The 18,464-nt window shown below is 44.4% G+C and carries 15 protein-coding genes; 5 read left to right on the top strand and 10 right to left on the bottom strand.

The features are described from left to right. Positions 1–26: 26 nt before the first annotated feature. A complete protein-coding gene (locus P5V12_RS03115) occupies positions 27–839 on the bottom strand; it encodes a hypothetical protein (protein WP_316955776.1) in 813 nt (270 codons plus the stop codon). Between the two features lie 505 nt (positions 840–1,344). On the opposite strand from P5V12_RS03115, the gene dinB reads away from it, so the two are divergent. Next, the gene (gene dinB, locus P5V12_RS03120) at positions 1,345–2,451 is read left to right on the top strand and encodes a DNA polymerase IV (RefSeq protein WP_316955777.1); all 1,107 of its coding nucleotides are present in this window, start codon (positions 1,345–1,347) and stop codon (positions 2,449–2,451) included. 246 nt (positions 2,452–2,697) lie between these two features. Continuing rightward, positions 2,698–3,120 (top strand): biopolymer transporter ExbD, encoded by a 423-nt coding sequence (locus P5V12_RS03125; RefSeq protein ID WP_316955778.1) that lies wholly within the window; start codon positions 2,698–2,700, stop codon positions 3,118–3,120. Between the two features lie 194 nt (positions 3,121–3,314). On the opposite strand, the gene gcvP is transcribed toward P5V12_RS03125, so the two are convergent. Further along, positions 3,315–6,212 (bottom strand): aminomethyl-transferring glycine dehydrogenase, encoded by a 2,898-nt coding sequence (gene gcvP, locus P5V12_RS03130; RefSeq protein WP_316955779.1) that lies wholly within the window; start codon positions 6,210–6,212, stop codon positions 3,315–3,317. Positions 6,213–6,394: 182 nt separating this feature from the next. Between gcvP and P5V12_RS03135 the strand changes: the two genes are divergently transcribed. Together P5V12_RS03135 and P5V12_RS03140 are read left to right on the top strand one after the other, a co-directional pair. Further along, on the top strand, positions 6,395–7,537 hold the full coding sequence (locus P5V12_RS03135; protein ID WP_316955780.1) for a CvpA family protein: 1,143 nt from the start codon (positions 6,395–6,397) through the stop codon (positions 7,535–7,537). Between the two features lie 5 nt (positions 7,538–7,542). Further along, complete coding sequence (locus tag P5V12_RS03140) at positions 7,543–8,097, top strand: NUDIX hydrolase (RefSeq protein WP_316955781.1); 555 nt, start codon at positions 7,543–7,545, stop codon at positions 8,095–8,097. Between the two features lie 22 nt (positions 8,098–8,119). On the opposite strand, the gene P5V12_RS03145 is transcribed toward P5V12_RS03140, so the two are convergent. From P5V12_RS03145 to P5V12_RS03180, 8 genes are all read right to left on the bottom strand, one after another. After that, positions 8,120–8,515, bottom strand: coding sequence for a hypothetical protein (locus P5V12_RS03145; RefSeq protein ID WP_316955782.1), 396 nt, complete (start codon positions 8,513–8,515; stop codon positions 8,120–8,122). A 249-nt stretch (positions 8,516–8,764) separates the two neighbouring features. Further along, a complete protein-coding gene (locus tag P5V12_RS03150) occupies positions 8,765–9,667 on the bottom strand; it encodes a diguanylate cyclase (RefSeq protein WP_316955783.1) in 903 nt (300 codons plus the stop codon). Between the two features lie 104 nt (positions 9,668–9,771). Next, positions 9,772–10,233 (bottom strand): hypothetical protein, encoded by a 462-nt coding sequence (locus P5V12_RS03155; protein ID WP_316955784.1) that lies wholly within the window; start codon positions 10,231–10,233, stop codon positions 9,772–9,774. Between the two features lie 22 nt (positions 10,234–10,255). Next, complete coding sequence (locus P5V12_RS03160; protein WP_316955785.1) at positions 10,256–10,462, bottom strand: hypothetical protein; 207 nt, start codon at positions 10,460–10,462, stop codon at positions 10,256–10,258. Positions 10,463–10,568: 106 nt separating this feature from the next. After that, positions 10,569–11,855 (bottom strand): ribonucleotide-diphosphate reductase subunit beta, encoded by a 1,287-nt coding sequence (locus tag P5V12_RS03165; protein WP_316955786.1) that lies wholly within the window; start codon positions 11,853–11,855, stop codon positions 10,569–10,571. A 142-nt stretch (positions 11,856–11,997) separates the two neighbouring features. Next, positions 11,998–14,907: a ribonucleoside-diphosphate reductase subunit alpha gene (locus P5V12_RS03170; RefSeq protein ID WP_316955787.1), complete on the bottom strand. Its 2,910-nt coding sequence runs from the start codon at positions 14,905–14,907 to the stop codon at positions 11,998–12,000. 599 nt (positions 14,908–15,506) lie between these two features. Continuing rightward, on the bottom strand, positions 15,507–16,418 hold the full coding sequence (gene argF, locus P5V12_RS03175) for an ornithine carbamoyltransferase (RefSeq protein WP_316955788.1): 912 nt from the start codon (positions 16,416–16,418) through the stop codon (positions 15,507–15,509). A gap of 25 nt (positions 16,419–16,443) precedes the next feature. Further along, entirely contained in the window at positions 16,444–17,607 is a 1,164-nt protein-coding gene (locus P5V12_RS03180; RefSeq protein WP_316955789.1) for an aspartate aminotransferase family protein, read from the bottom strand. Between the two features lie 505 nt (positions 17,608–18,112). Here P5V12_RS03180 and grxD point away from each other — a divergent pair. After that, positions 18,113–18,439 (top strand): Grx4 family monothiol glutaredoxin, encoded by a 327-nt coding sequence (gene grxD, locus P5V12_RS03185; RefSeq protein WP_316955790.1) that lies wholly within the window; start codon positions 18,113–18,115, stop codon positions 18,437–18,439. Positions 18,440–18,464 lie beyond the last annotated feature (25 nt).

Consider the following 18,464-nt stretch of genomic DNA (forward strand, 5'->3'; position numbering starts at 1 on the left):
AGCAGCCTTTTTTTATTAGAAGAGCATTAAGCTTTCTTTGGTGGACGACCACGACGCTTAGTAGCTGGTTTTGCAGCGGCAGCTGGTTTGGCTTTAGCTGGGCGACCACGCTTACCTGGAGCCTTCTTGGCAGCGGCAGCAGCTGGTTTGGCTTTAGCTGGACGACCACGCTTGCCTGGAGCCTTCTTGGCAGCGGCAGCAGCTGGTTTAGCTTTAGCTGGACGGCCACGCTTGCCAGCGGCTTTTTTAGTTGCAGCTTTGGCTTTAGCGGCGGCTTTTTTCTTAGCAGCAGCAGCTTTTTTCTTTTCTGCGGCGGCTTTTTTCTTAGCAGCAGCGGCTTCTTTCTTCGCGGCGGCTTTAGCTGCTGCAGCTTCTTTTTTCGCTGCTGCTTTAGCTGCTGCTGCGTCTTTCTTAGCTTGTTTCTTAGCTTCTACTGCTGCTTTTTTAGCTAGAGTAGCTTCTTCCTTAGCAACAGCTTTAGCAAGTGCTGTAGCTTGTTTGTTGTCAGCCTTAACTTTTACTAGCGCAGATTTAGCTTCTTGAGCAGCTTTCTTTGTTTCAGTAGCTACTTTATTTGCCGCAGCGGCAGCCGCTCTTGCAGCAGTAAGTTGCTTAGCCTGAGCAGCTGATTTCTTTTTGGAGCGAATAGAAGCTACTTTAGCTTTTGCTGCTTTCGCTTTGCTTGCAGCAGCAGCTGCTGCTTTCGCTGTTTGAGTGGCGGCAGTAGCAGCATCTTTTTCATTTGCTGCACGCGCTTTCTCTAGTTTAGTTTTAAGTTGAGCCAATTCAGCTTCTAAAGCTGCAACTGAATCGACAACTTTTGCCTTACGACCTGCCATCGGAATTACCCTTTATTTATGGATTTAAAGAAGTTGTAGCACTACATTACGAAATAACAAGAAAAATTCAAGCTTTTTTATTGATTTTAAAGGATTTTTTGCATTTTTTTACCGTTTTTTTTAAAAAAACCTAAATTTTTTTAATTTTTGGTCAAAAAAGTCTTCGGGATATGAATTTTTTCTGTATTACAAAGTGTTCATTCTGATATTTTTTTTGAACTATTTTTTGGTAAAAGCCTATACAAAAAAGTGGAAAACATAATTCAAATTACTGTTTAAATATTATCAGTTACAGAAGCTGTAATATTTAAAATTAAAGCCAAAACTGATCTAAGTGTAAAAAAAATCGACCACTGTAATACTGTATGAACTTATTTTTTTGAGCTGATCCTCGATTAGATATGGGCACCCGCATTTAAAAACAATTTTTTTGTTCATTTTCATAAAAAAAGATAATTCAAAAATGAATGTGCTGTATACTAATACAGTAATTTGGTTCTTTTTTATGAAAAAAATCATACATATCGACGCAGATTGTTTTTTTGCGGCAGTTGAGCTGTTAAACAGACCCTATCTAAAAGATAAACCCGTTGGTGTTGGAGGCGACCCTTCCGGGCGGGGGGTAATTGCTACATGTAATTATGAAGCCCGAAAATATGGTGTTTGTTCAGCTATGTCTTCGGCTGAAGCGCTGAGGTTGTGCCCATCTATTTTGTTGCTTAAACCTAACATGCCGCTATACCGGGAATATTCGCAATGCATGATGAATATTTTTGGCCAGTATTCAGATCAAGTGGAGACAGTCTCACTCGATGAAGCCTATATCGATGTCAGTTTCTCAGATAAAAATCGCGGCAGTGCAACATTAATCACTCGGGAAATTATGAGTAGAGTGAAACGAGAGATAGGTATTTCTGTTTCCGCTGGTGTTGCACCAATTAAGTTTTTGGCTAAGGTGGCAAGTGACTGGAATAAACCGGGGGGGCTTTTTACAATAACACCTCAGATGCTTCCGTTTTTTCTCGCAGAATTACCTGTCAAAAAAATACCTGGTGTCGGTAAAGTGACGCAAAATCGTTTAGCTAAATACGGAATACAATGCTGCGCTGATATTGAAGAGGCGGGGTTGGACTTTTTGCTAAAACAGTTCGGAACTTTTGGCCACAAATTGTATATGCGGGCTAAGGGGGTTGATGATAGGCCTGTAAAACCACGAGATGCGCGAAAATCAATTAGCGTGGAGAGGACGTTTTCCTCGGATATCGTTGATACAAGTATGGTAAATACCCGGTTGTCTGAGGTTCTGGAGCAGCTCTCTGAAAGGGTAGCCAGGCAGGCGAGAATTGAAGATCCGGTAAAATTTTTTGTTAAAGTTAAGTTTAGTGATTTCAGTCAAACCACAAAAGAGGCGGTAATACCAAAATCCCTACTCCGAAAGTGGGGGACGGGAAATCGGGCTGAATTCGTTTCCACTGCAGCACAGGAGTTTCAGCGCCTGGCGATGGTGGCAAGGAGCCGAAATCCCTTGCCTGTGAGGTTGTTAGGAGTTGGATTGCGTCTATCCTGTATGAGCGGAGAAATGCGACAGCTCAATCTTCCCTTGGATGGCTAAAAAAACAGCACTTTTAGTGGTTTTTATGTTTCAGCACAACATAAGCCATTATTCTGCCGTCTGGGTGTGATATATGGGTATTCAATAACATGCAGGTGGTTTAAACTTACACCTCTAAGCTGATGTGGCCATTTGCGCCTTTGCGGTTTACCTGGGGGAGGGCTAGGCTAAACTGAAGATACTTGGCTTAGTGATCGTTTTATGGGCAGTGGTAACTGCCAAACTAACTATTCTGGAGATCAAATCGTGAGTCGTAGAAAGAAACATAAGGGCGAAGCCGAAGATAAAGCAGAGATTGACCTAACCCCTATGCTTGACGTGGTCTTTATCATGTTGATTTTCTTCATTGTGACAGCCTCCTTTGTTAAGGAGAAGTCTATTGGGGTCAATGTTCCGGAAAGTACCCCTCAAGATAATCAGGTGGACTCAGATCAACCTAAAAATATTCTTATCCAGGTTAAGTCCTCGGACGAGGTTTTTATAGATACCCGTCGTGTTGACGTTCGTTCTATTCGTTCGTTGATTGCTCAGAAGAAAGCTGAGAACCCTGATGCTTCTGTAATTGTTCGTGCGCACGAACTTTCTTCAGCTGAAACATATGTTTCAATTGCTGATGCTGCTCGGGAAGCAAAAATTTATAATATCTCCTTAATCCCGTTTAGCGATTAATATAGTTAAGCTGGAATTAACTGGCGCTTTTGGAGACAGGGGCGGCAAAAAAGCGAACCAATAGGTTCGCTTTTTTTGTGCGCTCTTTTCAGGTTTATCTGTTTTTGTATTATTGAGACAAATATACGGCTAATGTGTGTGTATCTATTTGGAAAGAGGTCTGTTGCCCACCTTTTTCCGGTGAGCGCATCTTTTTACTCAACGTCTTGATACGATTCAATGCCTGGGCATGAACAGATTAGGTTTCTGTCCCCATATACGTTGTCTATACGATTTACGTACGGCCAAGCTTTGTGGTCTTTCAAATAGGGTAAAGGACGGCCTGCGGTTTCTTTTGAATACGGGCGCTCCCAGCTTTCATCGAAGATATCATTCAGTGTATGCGGTGCGTTGACCAGAGGATTGTTATCCAAAGGCCAATCCCCTTGTTCTACTTGATTAATTTCTTCTGCTATTTGAATCATTGCGTCGCAAAAACGATCGAGTTCTATTTTTGATTCGGATTCAGTGGGTTCAATCATCAAAGTCCCTGCAACGGGGAAAGACATTGTTGGTGCGTGAAACCCGAAGTCCATCAGTCTTTTTGCGATATCTTCTTCAGATATTCCGCTTCGCTCCTTAACAGGACGTAGGTCAAGCAAGCATTCGTGAGCCACGCGCCCATTTCTTCCTGTATACAAAATTGGAAAATGATTTTGTAAACGGTGGGCGACGTAATTTGCATTGAGTATTGCCATTTCTGTTGCTTTCTTTATTCCCTCCGCGCCGATCATCCGAATATACATCCAGCTTATGGGTAGAATACTTGCTGACCCCCATGGGGCCGCGGATATTGTTCCGTTATTCAGCGATGTGCCGGGTACGCTTTGTTCAGGGTGACCAGGCAAAAATGGTGCGAGGTGGGATTTTACCCCTATAGGGCCCATCCCCGGGCCGCCGCCGCCGTGAGGAATACAAAAAGTTTTGTGTAGATTTAAGTGGGAGACATCGCCGCCAAATTCACCAGGGGCCGCAAGCCCGACCAGTGCGTTCATATTTGCGCCGTCGATATATACCTGAGCCCCAACTGAATGGGCTAGATCACATATCTCTTTAACTTGCTCTTCGAACACTCCATGCGTAGATGGGTAGGTAATCATTAATGCGGCAATGGTTCTTCCGTGTTCTTCTACTTTTTTCTGTAAATCTTGTAAATCTACGTTACCTTTATCATCGCATTTGGTAACGACTACATTTAACCCGGCCATTTGGGCTGAGGCGGGGTTGGTGCCATGAGCCGATGCCGGTATTAGGCATATTTTTCTATCTAGCTCGCCTTGATGTTCAAAATATTTGTTTATTGCAACTAGACCGGCATATTCTCCCTGCGAACCTGCATTTGGTTGAAGGCTTATTGCATCGTAACCTGTACATGCCTTTAACATGTTTTGAAGCTCATCGAAAAGCTTTATATACCCCTGAGCCTGCTCAATTGGTGCATGTGGGTGGATATTGGAAAATTCCGGCCAGGTAACAGGAATCATTTCGGCAGTTGCATTTAATTTCATAGTGCATGAGCCGAGGGGGATCATTGAGTGGTTAAGTGCAATATCGCGAGATTCCAACCTTTTTAAATAACGCATCATTTCTGTTTCAGAATGATATTTTTCAAAAATATCGTGGCTGAGAGCATTCTGTCTACGTTGTAGGTGATCAGGAATAATTTGTTTTTGCGCTTGCTTTTCTATGTCTGGATAACCAATCTCTTTGCCTTCCAGATTAAAGACTTCGATGAGTTCTTTTACTTCATCAAAGGATGCACATTCGTGCATGCTGATCGCTAGATTCGTATCGCCAGCTTTACGTAAATTAATTTTTTTTGCTTGTGCCCGCTCGTATATTGCAGTTTGTTGTTCTCCAACCTCGATACATATAGTGTCAAAAAAAGTTTCTGAATTGAGTTGGTAGCCTAGTTCTTGCAGAGACAGAGCGATAACTTTGGTGAAGAAATGAATTCTATTGGCAATCCGGGTAATGCCTTCATTGCCATGATACATGGCGTAAAAAACGCTCATAACCGCAAGCAATACTTGAGAGGTACATATATTGGAGTTGGCTTTTTCTCTTCGAATATGTTGTTCCCGGGTTTGCATGGCCATTCTCAATGCTGTTTTTCCACGAGCATCGACAGATACGCCAATGATTCGTCCGGGAGTGGATCTTTTATGTTTTTCGGAGAAGGCAAAAAAAGCAGCGTGAGGTCCGCCGAATCCCATTGGTACGCCAAAACGCTGGTTGGAGCCTACAACGATATCGGCACCTTGTTCTCCTGGAGATTTCAACAACACTAAGCTCATGATATCCGCTGCAACAATGGCCAGGGCATTTTTGCTATGAGCATTTTCAATCACAGGTTTTAAGTCTGGAATTGCACCGTCAGTGCCTGGGTACTGGATCAAAATTCCGAAATAGTCTGTTTCCAGGCTTTCTGAGGTCGCGGGGTCTCCAACTTTGATCTCAAAACCAAAATATTCGGCACGGGTTTTTACGACGGCGATGGTTTGTGGGTGGCATTGGGCATCAACAAAAAAGCAGTTTGATTTGTTCTTTCGCGATACGCGTTTAGCCATAGCCATGGCTTCAGCGGCAGCCGTTGCCTCATCCAGCATCGAGGCATTTGCCATATCCATGCCAGTGAGTTCAATGATCATCTGTTGAAAATTCAGCAGACCTTCAAGACGTCCCTGGGCTATTTCGGGTTGATATGGCGTATAAGCTGTGTACCAACCAGGGTTTTCAAGCACATTACGCAGGATTACCGGCGGGACGTAGGTGGGATGATATCCCTGGCCAATATAGGTGGAAAACAACTGGTTGGATTCCGCGATTAACTTGAGTTCCTGTAGTGCTTTATGTTCCGTGATACCCGGTTTAAGTACCGCAGTTGCCTCGTGTCGGATTGACTGAGGAACAGTAGCTGATATCAGCTCCTCTAGGTTTGAGTAACCCAATTGTTTGAGCATGGCATCGGCTTGTTGCTGGTTTGGTCCGATGTGCCTTTGGGTAAATTCGTTTTCGTTGGAAAGAGAAGTCACCATTCCTGTATGTTGCATAGAGGTAATCCGGGATATTACTGGGGGTTTAAGCTTAAAGTGGGTGGGAGTTATTCCAACCGCTACTTGTTGGTTGAACGAAGGTGGGCGATTATAGCGCATAACCGAGAGAAAGACTGTATTTAGGCCTGTATTGTTGATCAAATTCGAGCCAATTAATGCGCAAAATATAGGGGAAAGCAATGCCAGAGAACATCACAACGTTATTATTTGTGTCCTGGGTAATTTGGGGGGCAATTAGGGGATATTTCAAAGGCTCTTGGCTGAGTTTTTTTTCTGTATTGGGGGTTGTTGCAGCTTATGTTGCATGTGTCGTTTTGGGACGCCCTCTTGTGGATATTTTACAAGAGCAGGGCTTCTCTCCTTTGATTGCCGCTTTAGTGGTCTTGCCGTGTTTATTCTTCTCTGTTCAGTTATTTGTTTCATCTGTTCCCAATATATCGCCTTTGATAAGCAAGAATAAGGGGCAGCTTCCCGCTCTTGGTGCTGTGATTGGCGCTGGGGTTAATGTGGTTAGTGGGTTGGTGTTTGTCTGGTTTATTGATTTTGCGCTATCCCTAAAAGACGCGCCAAGTGACGCTGAATTGAGTCATGCCGAGGTTGTGGTTGATTCACCATCATCAGATCAGGCAATCCGACAGGTGGCCAGCAAAGCGATGGAAACCGCTGCATATCTTGGTTCTCGAGCTACAGGTAAGGATGAGGAGCAGGCAAAAATTATTGCTGTTATGACCAGTAAGCCCGCGAAAACGGTAACTCATTTTCAAGGGTTAGCAAAATCGGAAGAGTTAAAACGTTTGGTGCAAAATCCTCAAGCGCAGTATTTGATGGCAACCAATAACACCGGAGCGCTTAAAAAGCTGCCGGAGTTTTCTCAGCTTATGTCTCAACCAGATATGGTGGGAATGGCTAAGGCTTTTTCTCAAGAAAAAAATAAAGACCCTGAGCAGTTTGTCGCAGACAACTTTTCCTGGGTGTGGAGGAGAATGCAGTACCTGAAAAATGATACCCGAGTGAAAGCCATTTTGTCTGACGAGGAAGTTAGAACGCTAATTGAAAAACAGAATACTGCGGAACTGTTATTAAACGCCAAAATACACCAGCTAATCTCTATTGTTTTGGATGACCCTAAATTAGAGGGTGTTGATTACACCCAGTTTGTGAATCAGGCTGAAGATGGTGACGCCATGTTGAGTCGAGATGCTGATCCAGCAAAAAGTAACCCAATATACAAGTGGGTAAGTGAAGCGGGAACGACCAAATACACTCATTGGGAAGATATCCCTGAAAATAAAAAGAGTCAGGCTGTTTTGATGACTGAGTAGGTTTTATGAAAGAACAAATTAAGGCTGTGGTTGGTAACTGGTTTCGAGTTAATCGCTCAACGGTGTATGACAATCCTTGGATTCGGGTTTACCACGATGATGTCATTACCCCTGGTAAATCGAAAGGCATATACGGTGTTGTACATTTCAAAAATAAAGCTGTGGGTGTTATTCCAATGGATGATGATGGTAATACCTGGCTGGTAAAGCAAAGTCGCTACACTCTGGAAAAGGCAACCTGGGAGATTCCGGAAGGAGGCTCTCCTGAAGGTGAGGATACTTTGCTAACAGCAAAACGAGAGTTGGAAGAAGAGGTTGGTTTGGTCGCCGGTAAATGGCAAAAATTGATGGGGTTACACCTGTCCAATTCTATTACTGATGAATACGCCGTTATTTACAAGGCTACAGAGCTTTCAATAGGTCGACAGTTATTGGAAGATACGGAAGATATTGAAGTAAGAAAAATGCCGATCACCGAAGCTGTGGATATGGTGATGCGAGGGGAAATAACTGACGCTATATCAGTCGCTGGATTACTGTGTATTGCCAGAGGGTTGTAGTTTGGAAAGGGCAGACAAACAGTCAGAATTGGCTGAGACTCTGGGGGGAGCTACAGCCCTTCTGACGCTGTCTATACACTCGTTTGAGTGGGGCGCTTCCTTTGGCCTTCCTGGCCAACAGTTCCGTCCATGGGGCATCCCTGTAATTCTTTAAATCCACATCCATCCTTGGAGTATCGTACTGAATACGAATTTCCTTCTTGGCTGCTCCCTTTACCATCCTGGTAAGTTCATCCTTGTAAAGCCTCCTTACTTTGTAAACCTCCTGTTTAAACATCCGATTTGTTGCTTCCCTTTGCCAGTTCCATCTAATCCTGATTTCTACCCACTGTCCTGAAAGCATCATGCTTCCGTTGGCCTTCCATGACCTAAGAATCTTCCTTGTTAACCTCCTTGTAGGTGGGATCCATAAATCCATTCGCGTCTTAATTAGTGTCCCTATCCTTTGGAACACCACACAATCCTTAAAGGCGCTTCCGTTGACCCTTCCTGGCCAGTTCACTGTTCCCTGTCTACGTCCTTGTTGATGAGTATTTTGCTTATTTAGGGGGTGAGAAAACAGTGGTGATGGTCATTGGGGAATGTGAGACATTGCCTACACGACATGACCGAAAATACGTGTGGATTGTGTCAGATGAAGGGGGGAGGGGGACGTTTAAGTTGCGAGCTAGCTTGCGACAGAGCAGTTTCTACCCATCTCTTTGGCTTGATATAGCAGGTTGTCTGCGCGCTGTAATAGTTGTTCCAGGCTTTTGTCTTGTTGCTGTATTTCTGTAACGCCAATGCTGAGAGTAATACCAAAGGAAAGATCATCGAGCGTGATTACTTTATTTTGGCAGTTCTCCCGAATTCTTTCTGCAAGAGAAAAGGCACCTTCCAGATCTGAATCCGGGCAGGTAAGGGCGAACTCTTCTCCACCTAATCGGCCAATCACGTCCGAGGAGCGTGTCACTTCCCGACAGCATTCCGCAAGTACTCGCAGTGCTGCGTCTCCGGCCGCGTGCCCATAGGTATCATTCACTGTTTTGAACATGTCAACATCTATCATAAGAACCGATAGTTTGCGTTTGTGCCGAACGGCTTTGGCGAATTCCATTTCTGACAGGTTATAAAAATGCCTTCTGTTATAAACATCGGTTAATGAGTCTTGAGTCGCCAGGCGTTCCAGTTCCTTGTTTGCCTTTTCCAGGTCTTTTTTGGTTTGAATTAAGCGCAGAGCTGAGCGCATTCTGGCCGATAGTACTGAGTACTCAATGGGTTTACTGACAAAATCGTGAGCGCCTAGATCCAGAGCTTTAACGATACTTTGGTCGGCGTCATTTGCCGACACCATAATGACGGGAATGTGCTTGGTTTTCTCTGACTTCTTCAATCTTTGCAGGGTTTCAATACCATCTATTCCTGGCATACGAATGTCCAGAAGAATGATGTCCGGCGAGCAGGAGATCGCTTTTTCAAGGCAGGTTTGACCATCTGACGCAGATTCAACAATAAAGCCATCGTCTTCTAGCTCAAATGAAAGCAAAACTATATTGTCTTCAACATCATCGACGACGAGTACTTTGGTCATGCAAGCTCTTAGCCAAATGGATTATGGAATATTTATATGTGTATACAAGTATAGGGCAGAGCTGAAGTAATGCTATCCGTGTGCCATATCTTTATCTGTAGCCATTATGGGTTGCTAGTTTGATATAAATATTTGGTTATGTCTTGGTTCTGCTGTTGAAGCTTGAGGTACTTGTGAGCCAGGTTTGCAAAGGTATGCGCATGAGATGGGCTGAAGTCTTCCTTGTTTGGAAACAGAGGCGTGACACCATCTTCTTGGAAAAAGACGGTATTTACGCCATATCTGGATGCAGTATTTTCAGAAACTGAACGGAGTATGTGGAGTACCGAAGCTTGCCATGAGAGCCCGTGAGATTCTGTATAACAACTTTCTATCAAGCATCGGATTATCCACGAACTGGGCATAAGTTCATTTGGAAATATGCGGGATAAATCATCCCGTAAGTGGCGAACTATTTTGATTATTTTCTTTTTATCGAGATTACTGTTGGCAATATTACTTGGCAAGCGATTGCTGTAGCTTGTGTGTTGGGTGGCAAGCTGGACTTCCTCTAGAGCTGTCGGCATGTTTGGTCTCACATAAACAACATCAATGAATTGTTTTAGGAATATCTATCGTTTCAAGTTCAAGTAAATCCAGGTCAATGTGCGAATTGTATTGTTGCTCCAGCTCATCTTGCATTTCGTTAAGCACACTGCTTAGGCTGCCGATGGATTTGCTTAGTTTTCTTAGTGCTTCAACAAGTTCTTCGGTAGAAGAAACGATACAATAAGTGTCACTTTTTTTCTGTGTCATGAGAAAACACTCTTCACATATTAATGTGTCGATCTGACGAGTTTAATTGAACATATACTCAATTAAACTCGTGGGAACGACGTACGTTAGAGTTGCCTCCAACGTGTTACCAGCTTAACGCGCCACCAGTTTGATATTCAATGACGCGTGTCTCAAAGAAATTCTTTTCTTTACGCAGATCCATAATTTCACTCATCCACGGGAATGGATTTTTGGCTCCAGTATAGACTTCATTCAGGCCTAGTTGAGCCAGGCGACGGTTAGCAATAAAGTGCAGATATTCTTCCATCATCGCCGCGTTCATACCTAGCACTCCACGTGGCATGGTGTCCCTGGCATAGGCGATTTCTAATTCAGTCCCTTCAAGAACCATTTGTTTAACTTCTTCCTGAAATTCCGTCGTCCATAAATGCGGGTTTTCTAATTTAATTTGGTTGATGACATCAATACCGAAATTTAGATGCATCGACTCATCGCGTAAAATGTACTGAAATTGTTCCGCTACACCCGTCATTTTATTGCGTCGACCCATCGATAATATTTGAGTGAAACCGCAATAGAAAAATATACCTTCGGTAATTACGTAAAACCCAATGAGGTTTCTTAATAATTCCTGATCGGCTTCTGGTGTCCCTGTAGAAAACTGCGGGTTACCGATCCCTTGGGTATGCGCAATGCTCCATGCTGCTTTTTTTGCGACAGATGGTATTTCCCTATACATATTGAAGACTTCACCTTCATCCATGCCAAGAGATTCAATGCAGTATTGATAAGCATGAGTATGAATTGCTTCTTCAAAAGCTTGTCGCAATAAATATTGGCGTGCTTCGGGGTTGGTGATGTGACGATATACTGCCAATACTAAATTGTTCGCAACAAGCGAGTCTGCCGTAGAAAAATATCCGAGTGAGCGCATTACGATTGTTCGCTCGTCTTCTGTCAGGCCATCGGCGCTTTTCCACAGGGCAATATCTGCGGTCATATTGACCTCTTGTGGCATCCAGTGGTTGGCACAACCATCAAGGTATTTTTGCCAGGCCCAATCATATTTAAATGGCACAAGTTGATTAAGGTCTGCGCGACAATTGATCATACGTTTATCGTCGACTTCAATTCGGGCTGCGCCCATTTCCAGCTCTTCCAACCCTGGAGCAGGATCCATATCATGGATTGCCTGCTGGGCTTTTTTTACTGCGTCACTATCTATCGATATGCTGTCTGCATTCTGTTCAAGGCTCTCTGGTGTATGAGCTTGTTCCGCTTTTAGTTCTTGTTTTTCTACAACGTAAGTTGCAGATGACTCCGCAACAGTGTTTTGTTGAACTGGAGGTTGTGGTGCGGTTTTGGTTGTTGAAGTGGTTGACGATTCTTCATAGTCATTCCAGCTCAGCATAAATATTTCCTTAGCTTACTGCGATTTTGTGTTTCAAATAGATTCTTATATGGGTAAAAGGCCTGGGTATGGAGTTGGTGCCGTATTCCAACTCCATCCCAGGCAGTGCTCCCCCTTTGGTCCTTCTTTTTTTACGGGCTTGTTATTGGCAAGCCTCGCAATCCGGGTCGTCCAGTGAGCAGGCTTTAGGAACTTCTGCCGGTGCCGCCACGGATGAGGATGAACCAGTGTTATTTGCCGATACTGCGTTTAATGAGCCAGTATTTATCGTTGATTTTTCTGTTGTTGTCGCTGCCAGTGCACGTAGGTAATACGTAGTTTTTAGTCCTCGGAACCAAGCCATGCGGTATGTGATGTCCAGTTTTTTACCGTTAGCCCCGGAGATATAGAGGTTTAAGCTCTGAGCCTGGTCAATCCATTTTTGTCTGCGGCTTGCTGCGTCTACTATCCAGCGAGGTTCAACTTCAAACGCAGTTGAATAAAGTGCTTTTAACTCTTCTGGAATTCGATCAATTTTTTGCAGTGAACCCTCATAATATTTCAAATCATTGACCATGACGCTGTCCCACAAACCACGGTCTTTTAAATCGTGAACAAGGTATGGGTTGACCACTGTAAATTCACCGGAAAGATTCGATTTTACGTAGAGGTTTTGATACGTCGGTTCGATCGATTGAGAAACTCCGGTGATGTTGGCAATGGTTGCGGTTGGTGCAATGGCCATTACGTTTGAGTTTCTCATACCTTGGGTTTGTACCTGAGTTCTAAGTGAATCCCAGTTAAGCGTGGTGGATTTATCTACCTCGATAAATTCTGCACCGCGGTTTTCTTCAACCAGTTTGATCGAATCGATCGGAAGAATTCCTTTGCTCCACAACGAACCTTCAAAGGTTGAATAACTTCCGCGTTCTTTGGCCAGTTCACTGGATGCCTTGATTGCGTGGTAGCTAATGGCTTCCATTGAACGATCTGCAAACTCCACCGCCTCATCACTGGAATAGGGGAGTTTCATTTTGTACAGGGCATCCTGAAAGCCCATCAATCCTAAGCCAACGGGGCGATGACGAAGGTTAGATGTTCTTGCTGCTGGTACGGCGTAATAATTAATATCGATCACGTTATCGAGCATACGCACAGCGGTTGAAACGGTTTTTGCCAGTTTGCCTGTATCCAGCTTACCATCAACAATATGTTGGGCAAGGTTGATTGAGCCCAGATTACACACCGCAATTTCTTCATTCGGCTTGGTGTTGAGCGTAATTTCGGTGCACAAGTTTGATGAATGCACGACACCGACGTGTTGCTGTGGGCTACGTAAATTACAGGTGTCTTTGAACGTGATCCAAGGGTGACCGGTTTCAAACAACATGCCGAGCATCTTGCGCCATAGATCGACAGCACGTACTTTTTTGAATAGTTTTATTTCGCCTGATGCAACTTTTTGTTCGTACTCTGTGTAGCGTTGTTCAAAGAACTGACCAAAAGCATCGTGAAGGTCGGGTGCGTCGTGGGGTGAAAAGAGCGTCCACTCTTTATCTTCAAAAACACGTTTCATGAACAAATCTGGAACCCAGTTTGCGGTATTCATATCGTGGGTTCTTCGACGATCGTCACCTGTGTTTTTTCTCAGCTCCAGGAATTCTTCAATATCCAGGTGCCAGGTTTCCAAATAAGCACAGACAGCCCCTTTACGTTTACCACCCTGGTTTACTGCAACAGCCGTATCGTTCGCAACTTTTAAAAATGGCACCACGCCTTGGGATTTACCGTTTGTGCCTTTGATATAGGCTCCCAGAGATCGAACAGGTGTCCAGTCATTACCCAGACCGCCTGCCCACTTGGATAGCATGGCGTTGTCTTGCATTGCACCGTAGATCCCGTGCAGGTCGTCTGGCACAGAGGTGAGGTAACAAGAAGACAGTTGAGGCCTTAAGGTTCCCGCATTAAACAGTGTTGGTGTGGAACTCATGTAGTCAAACGAGGACAACAATCGATAGAACTCAATTGCACGTTCATTTCTGTTTTCTTCGTTGAGCGCCAAGCCCATTGCGACACGCATAAAGAATATTTGAGGGAGCTCAAATCGTATTTCATTACTGTGAATGAAATAACGGTCGTAAAGGGTTTGCAGGCCAAGGTAGGTAAACTGCAAATCACGCTCAGGTAAAAGCGCCTCGCTTAGTTTGGCGATGTCAAAATTTAATAGTTCGGGCGAAACAAGCTCAAGTTCAATACCTTTGGCAATGTATTTGGGTAATGCTTGTGCGTAATAAACCTGCATTTCGGCCTGGGTTGCGGTTTCTGCAACATCCAGAAAGCTCAATGCTTCTGCTCGCAATTTATCAAGTAGTAGTCTTGCCGTTGCGAAGGAGTAGTTGGGTTCTTTTTCGACCAGAGTACGGGCGGACATAACCAAAGAAGTATTTACATCTTCGTAGGATACGCCGTCGTACAAGTTACGCATGGCTTCATTAAATATTACCGCTGCCTCAACATCCTTTAAGCCCTGGCAGGCTTCTGACAGAATGGTTTGCACACGCTGGATATCAAGAGGTTGTTGTTCACCATTGGGCATAGTGACATTGAGTGCATGAGCTTGTGTGTTTGCGCCAAATGCCGTTTCCTGTTTTTCCGCCCGCGCTTTAGCTCGCGACTCCCGGTAAAGCACGTAATCGCGAGCCACTTTGTGTTCGCCATTACGCATTAGCGTGAGTTCTACTTGGTCTTGAATTTCTTCAATATGGATTGTGCCGCCAGATGGCATTCTGCGTCGGAAAGTTGCTGAGATCTGATCAGTAATATTGGCAACGGTTTCATGTATGCGGGTAGATGCTGCGGCAGATCCGCCTTCCACAGCCAAGAATGCTTTAGTAACAGCCACTTTGATTTTGTCGTCGGTATAGGAAACAACTTTTCCATTGCGTTTGATGACTTTGAGTTGCCCTGGTGCTGTTGCGGCTACTGAACTAGCGGTTGAGCTATCTATCTCATGCGCAGCGGTTTTGGTTCCGTTGTTGTGAGTTTTCGCTAGTTCTGAATCTGATGTGTGCATAAATCTCCGTGTGCTCCTGATACTAAAAACGGTTACTACATTTAAAATTTCGTTTAATTCTTTGTGAGGAAACAGGCGCTTCCTCATGCAAAGGTTGCAAAAAGCCTGACGATCTTGTCGCCGTCTTGCTTATTTGTTTTCAATACAACTTTTTCTTTGCTGCTCCCGCTAGAACGCAGGAACTCTCAGTGTTAAGGCATTGATTTGCATAATATTTATAAAAAATTCCTTGCTATTTTGTACAGATATTGAGAATTCGACCCTGTGACAAAATTTCACCAAAACACCATATATTGGGGTTGTCCATATTTTTGATACAAGATAATGCGCTTTTGAGGATTTTTCAAGTTTCGATTGCTGCTGGTTTCTTGTGGATAAAATGTGGGTAATAAGTTGAGGCAGTAACCACTAACCTGCAAAGCTAGATGGTATAAAGGCTGTTGGCGTTAAATCTGTTTTGACATAAATCTATAATATTTTTTTCTTTTGCGATGATGTTTTTATAGCTACTTTAGTATTAGATTTTATGTGGGTATAGCTCCGACGGCGTAATTGCGCTGTCGGAGTGCGTTGATACTGCGAGGATGTATTTGCTGGTGTTATTTTTGATTGGCAAGAAAAAGCATTAATGCCTTTTGTGCGTGGAGCCGGTTTTCTGCTTCATCCCAAACGATGGAGATTTTTTCGTCCTCCAGTAGTTCGGCACTGACTTCTTCTCCCCTATGGGCTGGTAGGCAATGCATGAATACCGCATCGGATTGAGCATGGCTCATTAATTCGTGGTTAACCTGGAAGTTGGCGAACTGCTTTTCCCGTTCCTTTTGCTCACTTTCCTGTCCCATGCTGGCCCAGACATCGGTTGCGACCCAGTCTGCTCCTTTAACCGCTTCTTCCGGTGTTCTGACAACGGTGACCCGGTCTTTATTGGCTTCAACCAGGCCTGCGTTGGGTTCGAAACCTTCGGGGCATGCGATACGAAGCTCAAAATCGCACAGTCGAGCGGCATTGATATAGGAGTGGCACATATTATTGCCGTCTCCCACCCATGCTACTACTTTGCCCTGAGGCGAGCCTCTATGCTCGGTGTAGGTTTGTATATCTGCTAATAGCTGACAGGGGTGGTAGTCATCCGTTAAGGCGTTAATGACAGGCACTTTTGAGTTGGCTGCAAATAATTCAATCGTTGCGTGATCGAATGTGCGGATCATGATCATGTCGACCATTCTTGAAAGCACTCTGGCAGAGTCTTCGACGGGCTCGCCTCGGCCAAGTTGCGTGTCTCTTGGTGATAGGAAAATAGCGCTTCCACCAAGTTGTGCCATACCGGCTTCAAAAGAGACGCGGGTGCGGGTTGAAGACTTTTCAAAAATCATCCCCAGGACCTGATTTTGAAAAGGCTCGTATATCTCCCCACTTCTAAGCGATTTTTTAAGCCTAATCGCATCCTGGATGATGTGATTAAGCTCGTCGGAAGAGAGGTCAAGTAAAGTTAAAAAGTGTCTTTTTGCCATGGCGTAATAGCCTTTTAATACCTGGTTAACTGTTCTGGATTAGCGTAACCACTGCATCCACAATGGTTTGAGCTTCATCATCAGTAATATTGAGTGGTGGAAGTAAACGAATGGTATTACCGCCTGCCACATTGATAAGTACTCCCAGTTCTTTTCCTTGTTCAACCAGGTTGCTACAGTCGATATTTAGCTCAATTCCAATGAGTAAACCGAGGTTACGAACTTGTACAACCTTTTCTGAATGCTCGAGCTGTTTATTGAATTGCGTCACCATGAGGTTGGCTATTGTGTTAACTCGAGTTAAAAATTCGGGGGTGTTGATTGTGCGCACAACGGCGTTGGCTGCTGCGCAAGCTAAGGGGTTGCCACCAAATGTGGAACCGTGGTTGCCTGGCTGCAGAATATGTGCGGCTTTGGGGCCGGTTAAACAGGCTCCGATAGGAACGCCGTTGGCTAAACCTTTTGCTGTGGTCAACACGTCTGGTTTCATATCTGTGTGTTGGAAGGCAAAGTATTTGCCAGATCTTCCGTTACCCGTTTGAATTTCATCCAATATCAATAACCAGTCTTGTTCGTCACAGAGTTTTCTCAGCTCTGAAAGATAGGATGGGTCGGGCACGTTCACGCCGCCTTCGCCCTGAACTGGTTCGACCATCAGGGCAACGGTGTTACTTGTCGCAACCGACTTGATGGACTCAATACTGTTGTATTCCGCGTGGGCAAAGCCCTCGACTAATGGGAAGAAACCTTCTTTGACCTTGGGGTTTCCTGTGGCAGACAGGGTGGCCATGGTACGACCGTGGAAGCTCTTGGTCGTGGAAATTATTTCCGGCTTTTCAATGCCTTTGCTTTGACCAAATTTGCGTGCGATCTTGATCGCCGCCTCGTTGGCTTCTGCACCCGAATTGGAAAAAAATACCTTTTCCAAACCAGAGATTTTGGTGAGTTGTTCCCCTAAAATGATTTGTGGTTCGATCAGATACAGGTTTGAACAGTGCACCAGCGTATTCGCCTGGTCGGTTATGGCTTGGGTGACTGCAGGGTGGCAATGTCCCAAGCCACACACAGCAATGCCTGAAATTGCGTCGATATAGCGCTTACCGCTTTGATCCCAGACATAAGCGCCTTGTCCTTTAACCAAAGTAGTAGTTCTTGAACCGTAGGTGTTCATTAGCGATGATACCGACATTCTTAAGTTCCCCAAAAAGAAACAGGCAGCGGATTGCTGCCTGGGTAAACGAGCATTCTAAAAACAAAAACCGTGAGATTTCAAGGTTTTCAAATCAGATTTTGGCCATCTATGCAGAAAAACGTTGAGAAGAACAGGTGTGCGCTCTGCGGACGCCGGGTGCCTTTGACTTTTCACCACTTGATTCCGCGAAAAGTGCACCGGAGAACGCATTTTAAGAAGCATTACAGCGGATCTGAATTGAATCGCGGTATTGAACTATGTCGCCCGTGCCACTCCTGTCTGCACAGGTTATTTGACGAAATGACTTTGGCGAGAGATTATTCAACCCTTACGGCCCTGTTGGGGAACGAGAAAGTTCAGCGGCATATTGCCTGGATTAAAAAGCAGCGCCGCAGTTGCTGAATTTCCCCAGCCTCTCCTGTAGAATCCAATACTTGACTAATCCACTAAGGTTTGGCCAAAAACTGAGCCTTTAAGAACCATTTACGAGGTATTTTTTCCCATGGACATCATGGATACCATTAAGCAGCAAATCGAAGACAACGATATTCTTTTATATATGAAGGGCTCGCCTAACGCCCCTCAGTGTGGCTTTTCTATGAAAGCCTCTCAGGCGCTGATGGCCTGTGGTAAGCGGTTTGCTTACGTTGATGTGCTATCTAACCCTGATATTCGTGCTAATTTACCCAAGTATGCTAATTGGCCAACTTTTCCTCAGTTGTGGGTGAAAGGTGAGTTAGTTGGTGGATGCGACATCATTACCGAGATGCATGAAAGTGGCGAGTTAAAAACTTTGGTTGATTCTGCTGCTGATCCTGAAGAAGAATAAAAAATTGCTTATGCCACCTCTTATC

Source organism: Teredinibacter sp. KSP-S5-2, from assembly GCF_032773895.1.
Classification (GTDB): domain Bacteria; phylum Pseudomonadota; class Gammaproteobacteria; order Pseudomonadales; family Cellvibrionaceae.